At 47.6% G+C, this 20,685-nt stretch carries 16 protein-coding genes and 1 tRNA gene; 6 read left to right on the forward strand and 11 right to left on the reverse strand.

The annotated features are described in order from the left end of the window. Positions 1 to 13: 13 nt before the first annotated feature. Together Q5866_RS11820 and Q5866_RS11825 are read right to left on the reverse strand one after the other, a co-directional pair. A complete protein-coding gene (locus Q5866_RS11820) occupies positions 14 to 1,177 on the reverse strand; it encodes a FecR family protein (RefSeq protein WP_186977478.1) in 1,164 nt (387 codons plus the stop codon). A 203-nt stretch (positions 1,178 to 1,380) separates the two neighbouring features. Next, a complete protein-coding gene (locus Q5866_RS11825; protein ID WP_186977480.1) occupies positions 1,381 to 1,953 on the reverse strand; it encodes an RNA polymerase sigma factor in 573 nt (190 codons plus the stop codon). Between the two features lie 234 nt (positions 1,954 to 2,187). Between Q5866_RS11825 and Q5866_RS11830 the strand changes: the two genes are divergently transcribed. Continuing rightward, a tRNA-Asn gene (locus Q5866_RS11830) sits at positions 2,188 to 2,264 on the forward strand. Between the two features lie 48 nt (positions 2,265 to 2,312). Here the strand turns inward: Q5866_RS11830 and Q5866_RS11835 are convergent. The 3 genes from Q5866_RS11835 to Q5866_RS11845 all read right to left on the reverse strand — a co-directional run bounded on the left by Q5866_RS11835 (position 2,313) and on the right by Q5866_RS11845 (position 5,822). Continuing rightward, positions 2,313 to 2,531, reverse strand: a complete 219-nt coding sequence (locus tag Q5866_RS11835; RefSeq protein ID WP_186977482.1) for a hypothetical protein — start codon at positions 2,529 to 2,531, stop codon at positions 2,313 to 2,315. Continuing rightward, complete coding sequence (locus Q5866_RS11840; protein WP_186977484.1) at positions 2,518 to 2,904, reverse strand: hypothetical protein; 387 nt, start codon at positions 2,902 to 2,904, stop codon at positions 2,518 to 2,520. The genes Q5866_RS11835 and Q5866_RS11840 overlap by 14 nt, the downstream gene beginning before the upstream one ends. A 275-nt stretch (positions 2,905 to 3,179) precedes the next feature. Next, positions 3,180 to 5,822, reverse strand: a complete 2,643-nt coding sequence (locus Q5866_RS11845; protein ID WP_303180423.1) for an ABC transporter substrate binding protein — start codon at positions 5,820 to 5,822, stop codon at positions 3,180 to 3,182. A 429-nt stretch (positions 5,823 to 6,251) separates the two neighbouring features. Here Q5866_RS11845 and Q5866_RS11850 point away from each other — a divergent pair, with 429 nt between their 5' ends. The 5 genes from Q5866_RS11850 to kbl all read left to right on the forward strand — a co-directional run bounded on the left by Q5866_RS11850 (position 6,252) and on the right by kbl (position 11,318). Next, positions 6,252 to 6,569, forward strand: coding sequence for a TusE/DsrC/DsvC family sulfur relay protein (locus Q5866_RS11850; RefSeq protein ID WP_186977488.1), 318 nt, complete (start codon positions 6,252 to 6,254; stop codon positions 6,567 to 6,569). Between the two features lie 11 nt (positions 6,570 to 6,580). After that, the gene (locus Q5866_RS11855) at positions 6,581 to 7,234 is read left to right on the forward strand and encodes a hypothetical protein (protein WP_186977490.1); all 654 of its coding nucleotides are present in this window, start codon (positions 6,581 to 6,583) and stop codon (positions 7,232 to 7,234) included. Then, the gene (locus tag Q5866_RS11860; protein ID WP_303180425.1) at positions 7,231 to 8,553 is read left to right on the forward strand and encodes a (Fe-S)-binding protein; all 1,323 of its coding nucleotides are present in this window, start codon (positions 7,231 to 7,233) and stop codon (positions 8,551 to 8,553) included. The genes Q5866_RS11855 and Q5866_RS11860 overlap by 4 nt, the downstream gene beginning before the upstream one ends. A 199-nt stretch (positions 8,554 to 8,752) precedes the next feature. Further along, on the forward strand, positions 8,753 to 9,916 hold the full coding sequence (locus Q5866_RS11865; protein WP_186977492.1) for an aminotransferase class V-fold PLP-dependent enzyme: 1,164 nt from the start codon (positions 8,753 to 8,755) through the stop codon (positions 9,914 to 9,916). 211 nt (positions 9,917 to 10,127) lie between these two features. After that, positions 10,128 to 11,318, forward strand: a complete 1,191-nt coding sequence (gene kbl / locus Q5866_RS11870; RefSeq protein WP_186977494.1) for a glycine C-acetyltransferase — start codon at positions 10,128 to 10,130, stop codon at positions 11,316 to 11,318. A 63-nt stretch (positions 11,319 to 11,381) separates the two neighbouring features. On the opposite strand, the gene Q5866_RS11875 is transcribed toward kbl, so the two are convergent. Genes Q5866_RS11875 through Q5866_RS11900 form a run of 6 tightly spaced genes read right to left on the reverse strand, consistent with a single transcriptional unit; the run spans position 11,382 to position 20,682 of the window. Beyond that, entirely contained in the window at positions 11,382 to 12,620 is a 1,239-nt protein-coding gene (locus Q5866_RS11875; RefSeq protein WP_303180427.1) for a thioredoxin fold domain-containing protein, read from the reverse strand. A 7-nt stretch (positions 12,621 to 12,627) separates the two neighbouring features. Next, a complete protein-coding gene (locus Q5866_RS11880; RefSeq protein WP_186977498.1) occupies positions 12,628 to 13,902 on the reverse strand; it encodes a DUF255 domain-containing protein in 1,275 nt (424 codons plus the stop codon). A 27-nt stretch (positions 13,903 to 13,929) separates the two neighbouring features. Then, positions 13,930 to 16,104, reverse strand: coding sequence for a zinc-dependent metalloprotease (locus tag Q5866_RS11885; RefSeq protein WP_186977500.1), 2,175 nt, complete (start codon positions 16,102 to 16,104; stop codon positions 13,930 to 13,932). Positions 16,105 to 16,119: 15 nt separating this feature from the next. Next, complete coding sequence (locus Q5866_RS11890; RefSeq protein WP_303180428.1) at positions 16,120 to 18,378, reverse strand: zinc-dependent metalloprotease; 2,259 nt, start codon at positions 18,376 to 18,378, stop codon at positions 16,120 to 16,122. Positions 18,379 to 18,381: 3 nt separating this feature from the next. Next, positions 18,382 to 19,887, reverse strand: a complete 1,506-nt coding sequence (locus tag Q5866_RS11895) for a PKD-like family lipoprotein (protein WP_303180430.1) — start codon at positions 19,885 to 19,887, stop codon at positions 18,382 to 18,384. Between the two features lie 15 nt (positions 19,888 to 19,902). Next, positions 19,903 to 20,682, reverse strand: coding sequence for a DUF4843 domain-containing protein (locus tag Q5866_RS11900; protein WP_186977506.1), 780 nt, complete (start codon positions 20,680 to 20,682; stop codon positions 19,903 to 19,905). Positions 20,683 to 20,685: the final 3 nt, after the last annotated feature.

Here is a 20,685-nt window from a genome sequence, read left to right on the forward strand (position 1 = left end):
TCGCTCATTTGCTTTACTCAGCCTCTACAACAACGGTCTTCCCTTGCACGGTAAACCGCACTCCACCCAAACTCTCGAACACGTTCAGCAACGTTTCCGCATTCTCGTAACGTTTCAATCTTCCGGAGAATATAATATCCTTCACCCCCGCATTCTGGTAAAATACCTCGACATCATACCACTTGGATATCAACGTCATGATATCCTCCAAACGTTGGGATTCAAACAAATACACCCCGTCTTTCCAAGACACGAACAACTCGACGTCCACTTTCCGCACATCGTTCCTCCCGCTCGCCTTATCATACACCAGTTGTTCCGACGGGCTCAACACGGCAACCTCTCCCGATGAATCGTCCACTTGCACGGCACCTTCCACCAGTGTCGTCATAATACACTCCTCGTCACTGTACGCCCGCACGTTAAACTTCGTTCCAAGCACTTTTATATCAATCTTCCCCGTGTTCATGATAAAAGGTCGCCCGGCATCTTCCGCCACCTCTGCGAATACCTCCCCGCTCACCCATATCCTGCGTTCTTCCCCCAAGAATGCAACGGGAAAACGGATTGAACTTTCCGAATTCAACCATACCTTCGTCCCGTCGTCCAAAGTCACGTTGAACTCCGCCCCGCGGGGAACCCGTATCGTGTTGTACACTTCCTCCTCGACAGAACTCGTGTCCTTCCCGGTATAAACCAACCCACCCCGGTTACTCACGATTCGCTTACTCCCGTCCACCACCGTAAAATTCTCCCGGTTCAACGCCTTGCTACTCCCGTCTGACAGCGTCAACGTCGCCATCGACTTGCCCGGCAATAAAGTCATCTCTCCCGGGTACTCCTGCCGCACGGAGTCCACCCGCTGTTCCAACAAGAAAAAAGTCACCAGCAACGGCAGAATCACCACGGCTGCCGCGGCTGCAATACGCCTCCACTCGATACGCCGCTGATGCCGTATAGCACGCCTCAACCGATCAAAATTATAATACTCGTCGAACCGTCGGTAAATGGCCTCCTTGTCCCGGTATGAAGCAGCCGCAATCAACCGTTCAAATACCTCCCGGTGTTCTGCGGCAGCTCCCAACCATCGGGTCAATTCCCCAAGTTGCCCCTCCGTGATCGAACCGTCAATATAAGCATAAATAATATCCGCGATTTTCAAATTCTCTTCCGACATATTCTATTCTCTTTTTAACCCTATAACACGAAAAAGTACACGGCATACTATCCATACCCACATTTTTTTTCCAACTCTCAATTGTCCTTACAATTGAGAGTTGGAAAAGTTGCAGGTTGCATTTGCCTTCGGCAAGTTACAGGTTGCTTTTCAAGACGGTATTTTAACTCCTCCTCTGTTCATCGAGCAGGAAAAAACTTGAATTAATTAATATGATTTACATCGACAAAATAAAAAAGAAACAACAGGAATATCTTGTCTTTCAACCGAGCACGGAGAATCTCCCGGGCACGGGCACGCTGATTGCGTACCGTGTTTTCCGACACTTCCAACACTTCGGCAATCTCCGATATGGACATATCCAGCAAGGTAAGGTTAAAAACTTTCTTCATTGCCTCGGGCAAACGCTCCACCTCGTTCCGGATCCGGCGATGTAACTCTTCCTCGATCACGAAACAATCATCCTCCTCGACAAAAGTTTCCGGAACCGTATCATTCAAGGAAATCTTTTTCACCCGCGCCCGATCCCGATTATAATTCAAGCAGGCATTACGCACCGAAAGATACATGAACGAACGCAAAGAATAAATCGCCTCGAAATCCTCCCGGCGAGCCCACACCTTTATAAATACTTCCTGCACGATATCGGCAACGGCTGCATCATCTTTGACAAAGCGACTCCCGAAGGCACATAAGGCATGAAAAAATAAGCGGTAAACCTCCTTTAACGCCTTTTCCTTACCTTGATTCAAATCCCGAAGTATATTTATCTCCATATCAACCATTACGTTCTTTCGCTAATTCTCACAAATATATAAAAAAACCTAATACTTTATACAGAAACCAAAATAAAATATACTTACCTCCAATTCAAACGAAATCCTATTTCTTTGATTTTTAATCACCTGACAAGACACTAAAAATATTTTGTATCATTCAACAATTTTTTCTCCAAATAATTTTGCTCGATAGTACAAAACCCCTATATTTGCATCGCTTTTGAAAAAAATTCCTTAGTAGCTCAGTTGGTTAGAGCGGCGGACTGTTAATCCGTAGGTCGTAGGTTCAAGTCCTACCTGAGGAGCCAAGCAGGGTGAACCGACAGAAATGTCGGTTTTTTCTTTTATACAATTCTTCATTCCAACCTCCTTTTTGAAAGAGTCGGGATATTCTCGCGAAGAAAGACGTGTAGAACGAGCGTCCGCAGGGGAAGATAGGGGGTTATCTCGCACGTGAAATAATCGTTCTCCGAAAATTTCGAATTATCCTCCCGCTCGAAGAAAGAGTACAGGTGCACGCATGTTCCCCGCGCCGGGTCAAGGGAGAACACGGTTTTTCCGTCACCTCTCCACACCCCGCCCGTTCTTGCTGTATAGCCTTGCCGCCCGCCTCCACGAGGACACCTCTCCCAGTTCCAGCAGGAACTCAGTCACCAGTCGTTTCCCGTTGGTGAATTTGTTTATCGCTTGTTCCCGTCCGGGGGTACGTTTCCATTTTTTGCCGGACACGTTCCTGTTTCTCCTTCTCCGGATAACGGGATTGCCCAGCCGCCAGTAGAGAGTGGCGGTGGTTCCCCTGACCGTTTTTTCCCATGTAATAATTCTAAATCTGTTCTTATCATGATACTCTCTTTTCTTGTATAATAGATTTTTCGTAAAAAATACCCCCCCTTTATAACGTAAAAAAAAATAAAAACGGGATGTTTTTTTTGATTTTCTGCCTGGCAAGGGGGTATTTCTCCCGTTTGAATGCCCGGGGTGAGGCTAACAGGTTGCCCGCTCGCTCAAGGAGTTCGCGAGGATGTCACGTTTTTCCGGGGAGTACCGTGAATGTGCTGTTATCGTGCCGTTAAACCGCCTTGTCGGGTTAGCGGCAATTCAAGGGCAGGTTAAGCGCAACAGTACCGTCCCCCCCCCTGTAAATAAACAAGAAACAATAAAATAACCTGCAACTTGCCGAAGGCAAATGCAACATGTAACTTGCAACTCGCCGAAGGCGAAAACTACACTGTCTCCGGTCTTTTATAAGGTATTCTAAAATAAACCGTCGTTCCCTTACCGGGTTCCGAGGTCAAATAAATTTCTCCGCCCAACAACTCGATAATCGCCTTGCATATCGGCAGACCGAGTCCCGTTCCCTGCACGAACTCGTTCGCCTTGAAAAACCTGTCGAAAACACGCCCGAGAGATTCTTTTGATATTCCGATACCCGTATCCTCCACGAAACACTCGATCCAGTTTCCGTCATCCGATACTTTCGCACCGACAGCAACATGCCCGCGGGAAGTGAATTTCTTTGCGTTTCTTACCAGATTCAAAAACACCTTTGTCAACTTAATCTCGTCAGTTATAACCAGCAACTCTTCCCGTGGTCCCCGTTCAATAAATTCTACTCCTTCCGCGGCGTTCAAATGCCCGACATCCAACACCGAATGCACGAGAAAACGCATATCACACACACCCGGGTAACACATTTCCTGCCCCGCTTCCAGACGCGACAAGTCAAGCACGTCATCCAGCAACCCCAACAAATCCCTGCTGTTATTTGAAATTGAATCCCTGAACAACTTTCTCTCCTCGTCCGAATACCCTTCCTCCGTCATCAAATTGGTGAAGCCAACAATACTGTTCAACGGTGTTCTGATCTCGTGTGAAATATTCGCCACGAAAGCGGATTTCAACCTGTCCGACTCCTCCGCCCGCCGCAGGGCGCTCGCCAACTCCTCTTCCGCCTGTTTATGCTTGTCGATACTTATGCCCATCCCGTAAAGATACTGCACCTTCTTCCCGTCTGCCATCACGACTATTTCCATGACACCCCGGCTTGCCCACCAGTGATAATTCCCCGTTCGCGAGAAATCAACCCGACATTCAATGGCAAATTCTTTCATCTTCCCCTCCAACACTTGCCGGAAAACAGAGATGACGCTATCCCTGTCATCCGGGTGAATATGTGCCACAAACTTGTTCAAAGTATTCAGGTTTTCCTTCACGAACTCGTCTTCGGCAAAGCCCTCGCCGATATTCAATATATCATTCTCGACATCGTAATACCACGAGAACGCCTGTAGAGCGTTCACCGAAATACGCAGGAATTTCTGTTGCTGCCACTCCCTCGTTATATCCCGGAACATAATCACCGCACCGTAAACCTCGTTATCGAAGTTCAACAAAGGAGAGATGCTACCCGCCACCTTTTGTATCGGGGCATCCCCACCGGGAATCAACACGGTATCCAAAGCCAGATCCTTACGCGCTTTCTCCCGCATCACGCCTTCCGCCAACTCCTCGATACCATGCCCCACTTTATCTCTGGCGACTTCACAAACCTCGTGAAGCGGCTTCCCGATAATCTTCCCCGCAAGTCCCAATCCCTCGACAGTGGCGCGATTCAACTCGATAATCCGCAATTCTTTATCCACGACCAGAATACCCTCGCTCATGGAAGATAAGGTGTTCGATAAGATTTCCGTTTTTTCTTTTAACATAGTTGCCATTTGCTGGGCTGCCTTTTCGAGATACCCGCTCCGGCGTAACATTTTCCGGTAACGCAACTGGTACAAGACCAAACATACCAACATAAATACCAGAACACAGAAGACCAAGCATATAGCCACGATGTAAGTTTTATACGTGATCCAAAACGTACCCCGGTTATTCAAAATCACCTTGTCTGACGGTAGTTCGGAATGTTTCAAACGCCACATTCTTAACAGATTATCATCGAACACGTGAACCGGCTTCAACGTGTCGACTGGAATAGAACGAACGGACGTCCCTTTCAACACGTCCACCGCCATTTTCCCCAGCCGGGCACCTTGCCGCTCTAGTGTAACAACCACACCCCCGAAAACCCCTTTCCCCAGACCGCGGTCAAAAGCCGTGAAAACCGGTACCGCGGACTCGTTCGCGTACGTGGCGTAATAAATATCCGGATTAAGATAGTCCCCGTCTTCCCCCTGTTGCCAAGTGGTCAAAATAACAAACGAAAGCGGGAATATATTCTGTAATTCACTCGTGAAAGCATCCACTCCCATCGTGGTATCGCTCACGAAATAAAGGGGAAAATCTTTCGTGTACTTCTCCAGTTGTTTCCTTGCCAGACGAGCTTGAACCTGTCCCTCCTCCGTCCGGTCCGAATAGACATATACTTGCTGCACCTCAGGGAACAACTTGCGTCCGGACAAGAATACTCTCTCGTAATCAACCGGATAAACCACTCCCGTCACGTTATCCCGACCGGATACACACCGGTAATCGGTCATCCCGCAAAAGATAACGGGAATCTCCCGGGTCAAAGGAATATTTAAAGAAAAAAGAGCGGCGGCAGCCTCTTCGTCCGACGCCACGATTAAATCCATATCTCCTTTTATATCCCTCAAGCAGGAATCCAACACCCGACGCCTCTCTTCCGCGTTCAACACTTTCTTGGCTCCCAGATAGATTTCTTCCAGTTCCATCTTAAACGGGGCTGAACGGAATTGTTGGATGAAAGATACCGACATCCTTTGATTCGCAGCTTGCCCTGCTTGATTCGAGCTAATAAACAATATTCTCTCGCTCGCGGGAGCAACCGTCGCTCCTCCTTGGGCACGAAACACGAATCCACTTAAAAATATTACCAATAATAATCGGATTATTTTCATCAAGGAATATTTTATAACAACCACAATATTTATTTTGTAAAGGTAATGTTTTTTAGTCAACAATTATCCAAGAATAGCCTATTTTGTTATTTCTTCGCTCGTGTAAATTATTTATACATCCAAATAAACTCACCATACAGCTACTTAAAAAAGGTAAAAACAAAGCGGCTATCACCGCGAAAAATAATTAATACATTATACTAAAGATAAAATCCTATCATCAAGACGTACCATAAATATTCTCTTTCAAGTAATTCCAAATATTATATATCAATCTGGTATACAGTAAAATATACCACTATTCAAGCCTACTGTCCAACCCGGTTCATATCATATTCCCCCTATATTGCTTGAAACACATATTAAAATCATTGTTGTTTTTTCAAATATTTATTATATTGCAGGACAATCTAAAACCAAATAAACATTATGGCAACACTAGAAATTAAAGGAAAGATGTTTGAAGTGGATGGTGACGGTTTCCTCACCGATCCTGCAATCTGGAACGATGAGGTAGCACAATTATTTGCCGAAGCGGACGGAATCAACGAGTTGACGGATAAACATTGGGCTATCATCAAGATTATCCGCAACAATTTCGAGGAGAAGGGGAACGCACCGATGGTCCGGACTATCTGCAAAGAAACCGGATTGAAACTGAAAGAAATTTATGAATTATTCCCGTTAGGACCAGCCCGCGGCGCATGTCGGGTAGCAGGTCTGCCAAAACCGGACGGGTGCGTTTAAAATACACGACTATGTCTTGGTATATTTGGACCTCGTTGGCTGCACTTCTCTTTTGCGTGGTGCTGTTAGGGGGATATTTCCTACGGCTTTTGAAAAAAGGGTCGCCGAAAGACCTTTCCCAAAAATCCGGGAATATTGCTCAAGCAGTCTGTTACTCTTGCATCGGAGCCATGTCACCCGTGCAAAAAGAATCAGCTTATTTACACCTGCCCACCTATTCGGCAGGTATTATTTTTCATATAGGAAACTTCTTGGCATTGCTCGTGTACGTAATTATCGCCGCATCGGCAATCTTCAGCCTCGTGATTCCTGTTGAAAGCGTAACGAACTTGGTCATCATCGTGCCGGCAGCCGCGATTCTAGTTGCCGGCATCTGTGGACTATCCTTATTCATTAAACGTATCGTGAAAAAAGAACTCCGGGAGCTATCCTGCGCGGACGATTACATTTCCAATTTTCTCTGCACGGTCATGCTCTTCGTTTCGGCGTATTCCCTGTGGATGTTCCAATTCGGGGCGGTATACTTCGTCACGATGGCACTCCTTTTTATATGGATGCCGATCGGTAAGATCAAACACGTGCTTTATTTTTTCTTCGCGAGATACCATTTAGGCTTTTTCTACGGCTGGCGTGGAACATGGCCTCCTAAAAAAGCTACCGTATGATGAACAATATCACGAACGAACAAAAAGCCAAAGCCCTTGCCGTCCTCGACAAGACGAATGACAGCAAGCTGGAAACCCACTTGAACTCATGCGTGCGTTGCGGGCTGTGCGCAGATAGTTGCATGTACTATCTCACCATGAAAGAAAGCAAGTTCATCCCGGCGAGAAAAGTAGACCTCGTCAGCTCCATTTACAGGCGCTACCGGACATGGCAGGGAGCTGCGTTCCCAAAATTGTTCCGCGCCCGGGAATTGAACCGGGAGACGTGTGACGAGATGATCGATTCCCTTTTCGGGGCTTGCACCATGTGCGGGCGCTGCGTGAAACATTGCTCTATCGGGGTAGATATTCCCTTCGTGGTGAAGAAAGGAAGGGAAATGCTCGCCGAGATGGGCATGGTGCCGAAAACCCTGCAATCCACGGTTGACGCGGCGGTTAACACGGGCAACAACATGGCTATCCCCACGGAAGAATTCGTGGACACGATTCAATGGATGGAAGAAGAATTGCAGGACGAAATGGAAGACCCGAAAGCAGGCTTGTTCCTCGACCGGACGGACAAAAACGTGTTTTACACCGTGAACCCGCGCGAACCGAAGTTCTTCCCGCTCTCCATCGCCGCCATGGGCAAAGTGTTCTACGCCGCCGGTGAGGACTGGACGCTCTCGTCCAAGTACTACGACGTGACGAATTACGGCTACTTCAACGGCAACAACGCCGAGGCAACCCAAATCGCCCGTAACCTCTACGACGAGATACACAAACTCAATTGCAAACGCCTCGTGCTGGGAGAATGCGGTCACGGTTCCCGTGCCATGCGCTGGGAAGGCCCGAACTACCTCAAAACGAAGTACGATTTCGACACGATTACCGTGGTTGAATTGATCGGGGAATATATCCGTGGCGGACGCATCAAACTGGACAAGACGCTCAACGATAAAGTGGTCACCATACACGACCCCTGCAATCTCGTGCGCAACGGCGGATTACTCGATGAAATCCGTTTCGTCGTGAATGCGGCGGCAGCCCACGTGGTGGAAATGACGCCCTACGGCACCGACAACTTCTGTTGCGGCGGCGGCGGCGGGGCTCTTGCCATGAGCGAGTACAACGAACGACGCCTCAAAATCGGTAAAGTCAAAGCCGACCAAATTACCGCCACCGGGGCACAAATCGTGGTCACCCCTTGTCACAACTGCGTGGACCAATTAACGCAAATCAATCACACGTACAATCTGGGCATTACCATAAAGACCGTGGCGGAACTGGTCGCAGATGCCCTGATTATTGAAAATGGAGAATTGAAAATGGAGAATTGAAAATTGGAAATTAAAAATAAAGAAACTCCTCCGGCACTCCGTGCCTCCTCCTCTATAAACAGAGGAGAAGCTGGTGACTAATTCGCAGGTCGTGAGTAATTCAAATTTTGAACAAAAAAATGGTCGGCTTGTGCGGTTGGAATTTAAAATCTAAAATTTAAAATCTAAAATTAATTAGGATCTAAAATTAATACAAGTTATGAGCAAATTAATCTACTTAGACAATTCAGCAACCAGCTTCCCGAAGCCGGACGTAGTTTATGATTTCATGAACGACTTCTATCGCAAACATGGTGTTAATCCCGGACGCTCCGGATTCGATGCTGCCGTTGAAACGGAAGAAGTGGTGAACAGCACCCGCAAGATGCTGACGAAACTCTTCAACGGGGGAACAGACCACAACCGTTTGACGTTCAGCTACAACGCCACAGATTCATTAAACCTCATCATCAACGGTCTGGTGGAGAAAGGCATTCACGTGGTTTCCACCATGCTGGAACACAACTCGGTATTGCGTCCCCTCAACATGCACCATCAAAACGGTACAATTGACGTGACTTACGTTTCTTTTGACGAGAACGGTTACGTGCATCCCGACGACATCAAAAAAGCGATTCGACCGAATACCAAATTCGTGGTGGTTACCCATTGTTCCAACGTACTGGGAACAATCCAACCCTTGGCTGAGATCGGGAAGGTATGTAAAGAAAAGGGTGTGATATTCGTGGTTGACGGCAGTCAGGGTGCCGGAGCCGTGGATCTGGATATGCAAGCCTCGAATATCGACGTGTATTGCTTCACCGGACATAAATGCCTCATGGGCCCGACGGGAATCGGCGGTTCATACGTGCGTGAAGGCATCGAGATCAAACATACCCGCGCCGGAGGTACCGGAGTACGTTCCGCTTATCCCGTGCATCTGGATGAATACCCGTATCGTTTGGAATACGGAACGTTGAACCTGTTAGGCGTTGCCGGATTGAATGCCGGGGTAAAATGGATTCAAGAACAGGGTATCATGAATATACACCACCGGGAAATCCAATTATGGGATAAACTGCGCAAAGCGTTACAGGACATCGAAGGTGTTACCACTTATTGCGCCAATAGCCCCGAGAACAAAAACCCGGTACTTAGTTTCAACATCAACGGATTCGATTCCGCTGACGTGGGTACCATGCTCGACGTGGACTACAATATCGCCGTTCGTACCGGATTACAGTGTGCCCCGAAAGTACACGAGGTGATCGGCACGTTCGACCTCCACGGCACCGTCCGCATGAGCATCGGCGCCTTCACCACGGAAAAAGACGTGAACACGGCGATCGAGGCAGTAAAGGAAATTGCCGCTATCAGAAACTAACGCAAGGGAAATTTTAGGAACCAAAGGTCGACTTTATGGACTTTACTAGAAGGGGGTGTCAAAATGACTTTTGACACCTCTCTTGTTTTCAAGCAAATAACACTTTCGAATTTTTTCCCCGAATAAAGTACGATATATTCATTTTCGAATACGTTATAAGTAAAAAATGATTACTTTTGAGGCCATTAAAACAAACATTAAAATTAGCGATATGTACGGAAAATTTCAAGACTTTTTAAAGACTGAATTACAGTCGATAAAAGACGCCGGCTTATACAAAAGCGAAAGAATTATCGTGACCCCGCAAGACGCGGAGATTAAACTTGCCACGGGAGAAACAGTGTTAAACTTTTGCGCGAACAACTATTTAGGACTTTCTTCCAACCCGACAGTCATCGAGGGTGCCAAGAAAGCATTGGACAGCCGCGGTTACGGTATGTCTTCTGTACGTTTTATTTGCGGAACTCAAGATATACACAAGGAACTGGAAGCTAAAATTTCTCAATTCTTCGGCACGGAAGACACGATCCTCTACGCCGCTTGTTTCGACGCTAACGGCGGGGTATTCGAACCGTTATTTGGACAGGAAGATGCCATCATCTCCGACGAGTTGAACCACGCTTCCATCATCGACGGAGTTCGTCTTTGCAAAGCCGTACGTTACAGATACAAACATGCCAACATGGCTGACCTAGAGGAACAATTGAAGATTTCTCAGGCTCAACGCTACCGCATCATCGTTACCGACGGTGTGTTCTCCATGGACGGGGATATCGCCAAGATGAACGAAATCTGCGACTTGGCTGAAAAATACAACGCACTCGTAATGGTTGACGACAGCCACGCTGCCGGATTCATCGGTAAAACAGGACGCGGTTCAGCCGAACACCACCACTGCATGGAACGCGTGGATATCTTCACCGGAACCCTCGGTAAAGCTCTCGGTGGTGCCATGGGCGGATACACGACCGGTAAGAAAGAAGTGATCGATATGTTGCGCCAACGTTCAAGACCTTACCTGTTCTCCAACTCCTTGTCCCCGGCAATCTGCGGTGCATCTATCGCCGTATTCGATATGCTGACAAAAAGTACGGAATTGAGAGACCGCGTGATGGACAACGCCAACTACTTCCGCGCTAAATTGACGGAAGCCGGATTCGACTTGAAACCGTCCGAATCAGCCATCTGTGCCTTGATGCTTTACGATGCAGTGCTTTCACAACAATTCGCTGCCGAACTGCAAAAAGAAAACATCTACGTTACCGGATTCTACTACCCGGTTGTACCGAAAGGACAAGCCCGCATCCGTATCCAATTGTCAGCCGCACACACTCGCGAGCAACTGGATCGTGCCTTGGCTGCCTTTATCAAGATCGGTAAGAAACTCGGGGTTATCAAGTAAACGAGATAATCTTATATACAAAAAGGGCGTGATTGTGCACGCCCTTTTTTCATTACCCGCTTTTTAATTAGCGTATTCCTCTTTTATCCTTTTCACTTCCGTGTAAACAAAATCCCCCTGACCCATGGATTTGACAGCTAAGTCGATGTATTTTCTACCCTCTTTTTTCTGCCCGGACAAGAAAAGTATCTCCGCGTAATACGCCATCCCTACCGCATCTTTCTCGTCCAACTTCTCTTTCAACCATTTCAAGGCTATATTTCTTTGTTCCCGATTCTGTGCCTTTTTCCCCAATTGATGGGCGTACGATCTTGCCAATGTACCGTTTTCCTGTTCCCCGTATATGGGGATTAATTCCAACAAAGCTTCCAAATACAGATCGTCTTTGCGGTATCTTTGGGCATAATACATTTTCCGGTTAGATACCATTTCTTTAAAATTCTTCTCTAATGAAGGGTATTTCACACACAAGTCGTTATAAATACCATCCCATTCCGGCATTCTAGCGGAGTCATTCACGAGAGGCAAAACCATTTCCCGCTCGATAAGCCCCACCACTTTTTTCTTGGCACTGCCTTCCCCCAGAACGGCATCCACTTCTTCCGGGTGTTCCAGAAAGAACCTAAAAGTTTCATCCCGCGTACCGGACATGAAATCATTGGCATAACGGATTCCTTTCTCCAAAACCCGCTTCTCGGGAGTAATGGTCTGCCAGAAGACATTGGCGACCTTCATGGCATTCACCCCATCCCGCCGCATGGCGAAATCAATTGACAGGTCGTAGAGAAATTCCACGTCCCGTTCTCCCGCCTCAAATGCACGTAAACGGGTGTACAACTGTTGCTTCTCGTCCAAAGCATTCTTTCCCAACTCGATAAAAGCACCGGCATTATTCGTCGCTCCCGACATGGAATGCACAATCTCCCCTTTGGAATTAAAGAAAAGTAAAGTCGGTACACTCTGTATCTTGTAGGTCTTTTGTATCTTTTCCGCTTCTTGATACCATGCTTTGACATACTCGTCATCGTTTGCCGTTTTATTAAGTTGTAGCTTCACGCAAACAAAATGCTCGTTAAAAAAGTTCCCGACTTCCTCGTTCGGGAAAACGGCTTGTGCCATAGCTTGACAAGGTCCGCACCACGTCGCCATGACATCCATAAAGATGTATTTATTCTCTCGTGTAGCCTTTTTCACGACCTCTTCCCAACTCATGCTTTTATCAAACCGGATACCTTTATTCTCTTGGGCAATTGTCCCCACCGGAAACAATAAAGCCAATAACACGAGCACTTTAAACCTCATAACTGTTTTAATTAATTTCATTCATCACTTGCTTTAAAAACTTCATTTCCCGGGCATTTTTCTTTTTCATTTCCATTGCCCTCTCGTGTAGTTTACTCCCTTCCTCGGTCAGCTTCAACGCCGTGTTCACGCATTTCAACCCTTTCCCCTTTTGTTTGTTCAAGAAAAGGATATCCGCGTAATTCAACAACTGATAAGCGTTCGTTTCATCCAACGTGCGCTCCAGCCACTCGAGGGCAATTTTACCCGCTTCTTTGTCTTGAGCCTTGCGTCCCAATTCGTACGCGTAATTAGGAATCAACACCTCACTCCCTTCCTCCCAACAGATAGGCAACAACTCTTTCAGCGCGGCGGCACAAAGCCCATCATTATGATACCGTTGCCCGTATCCTAATTTCCGGTTCAATAACATTTTCCGGATACTCTCTTGTTTCTTCGGGTATCTCTCCGTTAATTCCCGGTAAAGCCCGTCCCAATCGGGTATATTCACGGAATCCTTCATCAGCGGATTGATGTATTTCGCCTCGATTGCCCGTATTACTTTCTGATCCGCCACTCCTTTCCCGAGTACGGCATCGACCCGCTCCGGGTGATCCATGAAAAGAGGGAGCATGGCGTCGTCAACACTCTCGAAAAAATCGGCGGCATAACGGATACCCTTGTCCAGTAACCGTTCTTCCGGGGTTATCGTCTGCCAAAAAGTATTACCCACCTTTCTCGCCATCACCTTATCGCCCAACATCAAGAAGTTCACGGACAATTCATACAGGAACTCCACGTCACGCTCCCCTGCCTCGTATTTTTTCAAACACGTGAATATTTGCCGGTTCTCGTCCAAGGCTATTTTGCCCGCCTCCACGAAACGCCCGGCATCAGGCATCCCGCCCGGGATGATATGCACCAACTCCCCTTGCGGGTTATAGTATAAAGACGTGGGCAACACCTTGATTTTCGCTTTCGTGCATATATCGTTCACCTCCTTGTGCCAAGCCTTCACGTACTCGTCGTCCTTGGCGGTTTTGTCCGTTTGCAATTTGACGCAGATAAAATGCTCGTTGTAGAAATCTCCGACCTCCTTTTGAGGAAAGATATTCTTGACCATAGCTTGACAAGGTCCGCACCACGTGGCCATAACGTCCACGTAGATATATTTATTCTCCCGCGTGGCCTTTTCAACCACTTCCCGCCAACTCATGCTCTTGTCAAAGCGGATTCCCTGTTCTTGTGCCCTCGTAAGGCCCGGCATACAAAGCACCAATGCAATAATAATAATCAATTTCATACGTTTCTTTTTTTAATTTACAACATACTATAATACATCCTCTATTTTAGTTTTATAACTCATCCAACTCTCCCGTTCCACCCCGCCAACCGTTCCGGACAAGGCTTGTTCAATCCTTCCGTGCAGTTTACGCAAATGCACCCGCAAAGCTACCGACTCATTACTTTTGGCATACCCTCGCGCAACTTTCCCAACGATCTCCAAGTAACGCAACCGCAAAGCCTTCATACAAGCATCTTCATGTCCCGCATCAACCCATATAGCCCGGTACAGACCGTCTAAAAATTCATCTGCCGTGTAGGAGGAATCCTCCCCGGACATGATGTTATTCAAAGCAAACCGGCTTATACTTGTTTCAAATAAAAACTCAAGCACGGCGCTTTGCCAACTTGTAATCATTTCTACCGGATCGATTCCGGCTTTTCGGATTAACGCCGAACGTATCAACCATTGCGGCGTGGCAAAAACCTCCCGAACTAGAAACTCCATCGCTTTTTCCTGTCGCTCCCGTCCCACGGGGAAAAGCACGGGTACATACGCACAAGAGGCTTCCGGTCGGACCTCCATACCGCCAAATTGCTGAAGAACGGGCAACACGGTAGTGTACAATACTCCTGTTTTCTCTCCGGCGTGTCGTACCCATGACACCCACCCCGTCGTGTCACGCTTGCCCGCGAACATCCGCTTCACGTTCTCCAAAGTGTAGCCCACACTCGCTATCGGATCATCTCCTTGATTCTCTAAATTAGCAACAGCCCGTGAATTGTCACACCACCGGAACTCCGGTCGTGCCATATTTGCCAACAATGCCGCGGCACATTCCTTTTCCCCGTAACGATATCCCCAATTGATCGCCCAACAATCATACTCCCCCACCACGGGAAACATACCCGCCATTCCGACCATATCTTCCGGCTGTGCCACCGTGTTCAGCATGACACCCCCCATGATAGAGGATGACATTTCCCCAACTCTATCCCGCAAATTCTCCACGGGAATCCATGCAGAGGCAAGCCTGTTCGGCAATAACCCCAAAGCTATACCTACCCTTTGTCCTACCGTTACACGGATCAGATTACCCGTGATTTGTTTCTCCGTTTCCCCGGAATGATCTCCCGCTTTCCATAGAGCACTCCTTGCGATCCATTCGTATCTCAAAGAATCCAACACTTGCGGCGACCAATGCACCCGGGCTTGTACAATTTGCCCGCTCCGGGGATCGACATTCACATCCACGACCTCTCCCCGCAAGGAATCCTGATAAAGAATTACCCCGCTCAACGACGATATTTCCCGCAACAGTTCTCCCGGCAATTCCCGTGCAACGATAGCATTCTTGAATCCGGTAGCCTCAAAAGCCCGCTGCCAGTCCTCGACAGCCCGGACAAAATAAGGTCGCCAACAAGCAGGAATCGCGGGATCGAGATAAAACACTATCGGCTCGTGAGGTTCCGTCAACTTCCCCTGCTCGTACGCCCCCATGTCACGAGGCTCTAACGCCCATCTCCTCACAACATGGCGAGTACGCACGCCCGTACTCTCATCCTTAAAATAATCGTACGAAACAGAAGAAAACCCCACTCTCCTGTCTCTTTCCCGTGCTTGCCACGGGACATCCGGTAACAGGAAGAACGTGGTTGTCACCGGCATCCCGGTCATTTTATCTCCTTCCCGTTTCCACTCACGACGTATGGCAGGCATTTCCCGCATTACCGTGCAATAGAAACGATCATTCTCTCCACGAAAACGCACAATTTCCTTTCCCTCGCCATCAAACAACGGTTGTCCCCCTTTCATCATCCCCGTCACATCTATCACGATATAATCGGAAGATTCATTCAGAATCGGGCAATTCATGGCAGGCAACTCCACCTTGCCACGGGCTAACAATCTCCTCATCCCCGGAGAAGTTTCTCTTTCGTCAAAACGATAATCCGGCAGATACACATCCACCTTCCCGGCTTCCCCCGGTCTGAAAATGACGGTTCTCTCCTTTCCCCATCGGCTCCCCGGCTGATAGGTACGATTCTCGTGCACTGAATCCAAACGACTCACGACCAAAAAAGTCCTTCCCAACATCTCCCGGGGCATTTCCAACAGACATTTCTCCCCGGAAGCGTACACTCGAAAAGCAGACGCGTAACCATCACCGATGCACAACACCCGGATAAGCAACAGAATACAAAATATTTTCCGATACATACAATACATCTCCTTTTACTTTAAAAACCTATTCATACGCTGAATCAAATCCCGGCAATAGACACCGAATCGCTCGTCCGTGTTTGCCACACTAACTTGTTTCAATTTTCCCTGCATATCTGCCATATACCCTTTGTAGAATCGGATTGCCTGCGGCCCGCCTCTCGAACCGTAAGAACTGACTTGCCGCAAGAAACTGTGTTGCAAGTTCTGCCTGTAAACATCCGGCATCTCTCCCGACAACACGTCTTGCCAGATGATCCGATTTAAATCCTCGAAAAAGTCCGTCCGTGTATAATTTCCAACGGAATCCCTCTCCGATAAGCCACTCCCTTTGCCAACCAACATCGTCAAAACCCCGCTTTGCACCAATTCGATGAAACGTAACGGATCATTCTCCACTTTTCCCGACAACATCGGTTTCAACAACCATTCGGGAGTGGTAAACACCTGTTCTCCCAAAAACATCATCGCCCGACGCTGATACTCCCTCTCCACCGGCGTTCGCACTGCTTGTTCCTTCTCGTCATAATTTACATAACTGCCTCCCACGATATTCACCACCTGTTGCATGTAAAAATAAAACTGTCCCCGGGGTACATTTTGCTCTCCGATAAAGATGATCCGGTCATACATATTCCGGAAAGTCGTGTAACTGCCATCCGCATCCGGAGCCCACCGGTCCAATTGCTCCAATACCCGCTTCAAATTGGCTATCCCGTAAGTATTCGCTTCCACCAAATCATCCCCCAAATCTTCCGATTGGCAACGGGGATCTCCCGAAGTATTCTGAGCCCCGAACCATTGTCCCCACTTCTTTTGCTCCTCTCCAACCCAAGCGGACACGTGCGCGTGCTCTTCCTCCAATGTCTTTATTTTCGGGAACAAACGATAGCCCCATTCGATAGCCCAGTAATCATACATGTTTATCCGGGGAATCAAATTTTTCCGCTCGATGCCGTCCCCGGGTTGTGCCACGTAATTAAACCTCGAATAATCCATAAGAGAAGTGGAAATACCGTTTTCCGTCAACCATTCGTTATCCCGCAACTTCTCCACGGGCACAACGGAACTCGCCCCCATGTTATGAGTCAGTCCCAACGTGTGTCCCACCTCGTGCGAAACAATCACCGATAGCAATGTACCCAACCATTCATCCGAAATTCCTTCCGTGAATACCCCCGGATCACTCGCTCCCGCCTGCATCATGTAATTCCCCTTCAACCACTCCACCAACCCGTGTCCCCACTGGATACGAGCGTGATATATCTGCCCGCTCCTCGGGTCGGCATACCGTTCCCCGAAGGCGTTTTCTTCCGGGAGCGGCTTATACACGATAGCCGCCCGACAAGACTCCAACGTCCAAGTCGAATCGGTCGACGGTGCCACCCTCGCCTCAATGGCATTTTTAAACCCGGCTCGCTCAAAAACGGGCTTCCAGTTATTGATTGCCATTTCAATATAGGGAACCCATTTTGCCGGAGTCAACGGATCAATATAAAACAGAATAGGTTCCCGAGGTTCCACGAGTATTCCCTTCTGATACTTCTTCATATCTTCCGGGCGGGGTTCCAACCGCCAACGGGAGATGCAATACGCCTCTTCCTCTTTCGCCGTCGTATCGTCGCATACCAAATGCTTGCTCCTGAAATACCCCACCCGCTGATCTTCATAACGAAGCCGCATCAATTGCCCGGACATCAAAAACAGACAACTACTCGCCTGTACCTGCCCTCCCTTTCTCTCCCGCCAACCGACAATCTCCATGCAATCCGGATGAGAAATGATTTTCAGTGTCAGGGTCCGCAATTTACCGTCTACCATCCCCGTGTCGCTCACCACCCACGACGTGATATCCAAACGCAAAGCCTTCCCGTTGCCGCTCTCCTCACTCTGAAAATCGGCAATTTCATGAGGAGCCTTAGGCAGTCCCGTCATATTGGAACCCGCATTCTTACTCATCACCGCTTTCTGTATCAACACCATCCTACCATTCTCTCTCTCCCGCAACTGCAAGATTCTCGGCTCTCCGGACATATCCCCCACTTGGGCGTAATAACCGTTCCCCACCGCCGCGATCTGGTTCACCAGCAACCATTCCCTCCCCACGAGAGATGCAGACAATTCCCAAATCACCCGATCTCCTTCCCGGTATATCTTGAAATAATCTTTCTCTTTCCCCTTACCCGCCGAAAAAACAGGCAGCAAGAGGAAGAGAAGGAAGGAAAACCAGAATGTTTTCCTCCCCGCTACACAAAACGTCATTAAATTCATAAACTATTTTTTATACACGATCTTCTTTATCTTCCCGAAATCGGTTGCCAACAACTTAGGCTCTGCGTCTTTCAAATCCCCGGTATTCACCAACGTGAAAGCATAGAGCGCTCCCTTGCTCCCGTTATACGTGGCGGCAGTCAGGTTCAGCCCGTCGTTTGTCGGCAAGACTATAGAAACCACCTCTTCACCCGCCGGGAAAGCATAAAGCAACCGGGAAGTATTCGCATCTGCGTCATACAAGCGAATTTCGTTTCCATTGGCATAATATATCTGCTGCCTACCGTACGGGGACACAAACACCGGACTATCTTTCATACCGGGACACGCCTCTTCGCTAACAACATGAAAAGGACCACCATTAAATCCTACTCCCGCCATCGTATAACGTATCACGTAAGCATTGTCCGCATCCCGAAACACCATATTATAATAGTAATTTCCCGCACCTCCGGTCGGCATTCCGATCAATTCCCAATCGTCATCTACTTTCGCCGCATTAAACAAGGTATCTCCCGCAGAAACATAAACACCTCTCACATCCGTAAAAACCACGTTAGTTGCTTGGTACCGGGAATAAAAACGGTGATTCACCTCGTCAAAATACAAAATCCCCATCAATTGCCCCCTGTAATTCATTCCCGAACCGATAAAGGAAGCACAACCGGTTTCCAAACCATCTGACGCAACCATAGGTTCTCCAAATAAAGTTTGCCCCTGATCTTGATGCATCCGGTAAACCTTTCCATCATTTATCAAAACAAATGTAGAATTCTTCTCGATATAATTTGCCAAAACCTGTGGACGAATAACTTCCGGACGCATTGCAAACATCTGCTCTATATCGGCAAGCACCCGACAAGAACGATAATCTATCACGTATCCCCAATCTTCTCCGAAAATCATCGTCATATTCCCCGCGGCAACCTTCCCGTCCGGAGATGAATACCCGCTAAAATCGACTGTAAACAAATCCGTTACATTCGGTTTCAACACGACTTCCGGGTTTACCTTCGAGAATATACTATGAAACACTGTGTCCGTCGATGTGTTGTAAAAACTGATATCCGAATGATTGTCATATTGCTCCACGACAAAATAACCGGGCTGATAGTTCGTCCGCACCTCCAATTTCATCCCCTTACGATAAGTGACACCCGTGTTATTATCCGTCACCTTAAAATCGAACGGGTAAGAATTACCGGAAGCATAATCAACCTGCTCGGCAAAGTCCCGATCCGTGGATAATACCACATTCACAGAATCCGAAGAGGTAGGAATAGAAACCACCCACTCGTAACTCAAGTTTTCCTCATTCTCTTCCAAAGCAAAAGAGAGTTTGGGAGATACTTCCAGTACCATCCCCTGTTGCACAGATACGATTTCCGGTAAATCAATCGAAATCTCATTTAAATCCCGATAAGAATAATTTCCCTTATCCTTGTAACACGACGCCAAAAGCAATACGCCCAGCATCCCGATAAGACTATATCTAAACCAATTTTTCATACTTTCGTGTTTAAATTAAAAAGTAACTTGTTCCCCATTTTCATCCAGCATCTTTTCGCCGGGATGTTCTTCTTGCCACAATTGTAATTCACGACGCATACGCAACAAGTCATCATACATATAATTTCTATCCGCGGGAGACACCGGTTCTACACCCCAGTATTTCCCCAATTTCTCGTACATGAAATCAAACTTCACCCGGCTCCAATCACCAAAAATACCGCACTGTGACCAATAAGGCGGCTCCGACACCAAGTTGGAAAACTTCAACTCGTAGCGCAAAGAAATCAAAAATGTCTTGTCGTCCGATACCGTATCCCCGAACACCCGTGCGGGAAATTCTTCGGAAGGTTCAAGCACGAACTTGACAATTTTCTCTTCGTCACCCAAATTCTTTTTGAGTAACAGCACCTTCGGGGTAAATGAAACCGCATTGGCAGGTAACACGTTATCCTCAATTATAAAATGCTCGCCTTCCACGGCTGTGCTTCCCTCTCCCGCGACTAAATTCACTTCACGATCGTAATCCACGGGCTTCCCCATCAAACGAATCTCCGGAAGTTCAAAAGTATGTTCCTCTACCCCCGGGAAAAAATAGAACGAATAAAAACCGCTGAATATCTTGTTGAACTCGTCCATGTCAAATTTATTCTGTTTAATGACAGTTCCCGTTCCGTAAAACCACACCCCTGCATCATAAGAAGCTCCGGGAATCTTGTCATCATCTTCACAAGCGGCAACAATCCCGAATAACATCACCGCCAACATGATTCGTATATTATATAACGTTTTCATTTT

Source organism: uncultured Butyricimonas sp. (assembly GCF_959596855.1).
GTDB classification, from domain to species: Bacteria; Bacteroidota; Bacteroidia; order Bacteroidales; family Marinifilaceae; genus Butyricimonas; species Butyricimonas muris.

What these genes read in the sequence shown, in the direction of transcription:
- Q5866_RS11820 (WP_186977478.1), bottom strand. Translation starts at nt 1,177, where the DNA reads ATGTCGGAAGAGAATTTGAAAATCGCGGATATTATTTATGCTTATATT.
- Q5866_RS11825 (WP_186977480.1), bottom strand. Translation starts at nt 1,953, where the DNA reads ATGGAGATAAATATACTTCGGGATTTGAATCAAGGTAAGGAAAAGGCG.
- Q5866_RS11845 (WP_303180423.1), bottom strand. Translation starts at nt 5,822, where the DNA reads ATGAAAATAATCCGATTATTATTGGTAATATTTTTAAGTGGATTCGTG.
- Q5866_RS11850 (WP_186977488.1), top strand. Translation starts at nt 6,252, where the DNA reads ATGGCAACACTAGAAATTAAAGGAAAGATGTTTGAAGTGGATGGTGAC.
- Q5866_RS11855 (WP_186977490.1), top strand. Translation starts at nt 6,581, where the DNA reads ATGTCTTGGTATATTTGGACCTCGTTGGCTGCACTTCTCTTTTGCGTG.
- Q5866_RS11860 (WP_303180425.1), top strand. Translation starts at nt 7,231, where the DNA reads ATGATGAACAATATCACGAACGAACAAAAAGCCAAAGCCCTTGCCGTC.
- Q5866_RS11865 (WP_186977492.1), top strand. Translation starts at nt 8,753, where the DNA reads ATGAGCAAATTAATCTACTTAGACAATTCAGCAACCAGCTTCCCGAAG.
- kbl (WP_186977494.1), top strand. Translation starts at nt 10,128, where the DNA reads ATGTACGGAAAATTTCAAGACTTTTTAAAGACTGAATTACAGTCGATA.
- Q5866_RS11875 (WP_303180427.1), bottom strand. Translation starts at nt 12,620, where the DNA reads ATGAGGTTTAAAGTGCTCGTGTTATTGGCTTTATTGTTTCCGGTGGGG.
- Q5866_RS11880 (WP_186977498.1), bottom strand. Translation starts at nt 13,902, where the DNA reads ATGAAATTGATTATTATTATTGCATTGGTGCTTTGTATGCCGGGCCTT.
- Q5866_RS11885 (WP_186977500.1), bottom strand. Translation starts at nt 16,104, where the DNA reads ATGTATCGGAAAATATTTTGTATTCTGTTGCTTATCCGGGTGTTGTGC.
- Q5866_RS11890 (WP_303180428.1), bottom strand. Translation starts at nt 18,378, where the DNA reads ATGAATTTAATGACGTTTTGTGTAGCGGGGAGGAAAACATTCTGGTTT.
- Q5866_RS11895 (WP_303180430.1), bottom strand. Translation starts at nt 19,887, where the DNA reads ATGAAAAATTGGTTTAGATATAGTCTTATCGGGATGCTGGGCGTATTG.
- Q5866_RS11900 (WP_186977506.1), bottom strand. Translation starts at nt 20,682, where the DNA reads ATGAAAACGTTATATAATATACGAATCATGTTGGCGGTGATGTTATTC.